Origin of the sequence: Aliiglaciecola litoralis, from assembly GCF_039523355.1 — a bacterium.
Taxonomy (GTDB): domain Bacteria; phylum Pseudomonadota; class Gammaproteobacteria; order Enterobacterales; family Alteromonadaceae; genus Aliiglaciecola; species Aliiglaciecola litoralis.
Genome location: NZ_BAAAFD010000047.1, coordinates 1 through 813, shown reverse-complemented (window position 1 = coordinate 813; position 813 = coordinate 1). Strand labels below are relative to the sequence as shown.

The window sequence follows — 813 nt, the reverse complement described above, 5'->3', positions numbered from 1 at the left end:
TAAAGTGTTGAACACCATTCAAGTCTGCTTGAATATCCAAGCCTACGTTGGCACAACCACTGGCTTGACTCATTACCGCAGCATATGCATTGATCAATCCTGAGCCTTGAGTCAGTGGATCATAGGTCTTGCCTGTGGCTGGATCTCTTAGCTGAGAGGCACTGTCCATCAAACGACATTTCACATCATCCGGCGTTAAGTACGGGTTGTACTGAAGCATCAACGCCACTGTACCTGAAACCACAGCCGCAGCTTGTGAGGTACCTGATATCTGGTAATAGTCTTCACCTAAGTCATCTTCAACCAAGTTTTGGTTAGTCAGCAGACCCTTGTTCATTTTCGAACGAACGTGACCACCAAAAGCAACCACTTCTGGCTTCACGAAGCCTTCAAAGGTGGGTCCTTTAGATGAGAACGTGGTGATACGGTCATCTGAGAAATTCGATTCTGTGAAGTTATCGGTCACAGCACCAACGCTGATAACATATGGGTTGTTACCTGGCACGGTGACGCTGCCGTAATCTGAACCAGAGTTACCTGCAGAGGTCACGACAACCACACCAGCATCCCACAAACGCATTACCGCTTGGTTAATCGGATCGTTCCAGTAGGTAGACTGCACGTCTGCACCTAACGACAAGTTCACCACACGAATGCGGTATCTAGCGCGGTTTTGATAAATATAGTTCAAACCATCCAATACATTGGTATAGCTACCACTGCCGGTGCCATCAAATGCTTTAACTGACAACAAGTACACATCTGGTGCCATACCGTTGTATTTACCGTTTTCGCTTTGAAGGCTGCTGGCAA

1 protein-coding gene is annotated in these 813 nt (G+C 47.1%); it reads right to left on the bottom strand.

The window, feature by feature from the left end:
* Positions 1-813 (bottom strand): S8 family peptidase (locus ABD036_RS19110; RefSeq protein WP_343862799.1); only part of this gene is annotated, 813 nt, incomplete at both ends.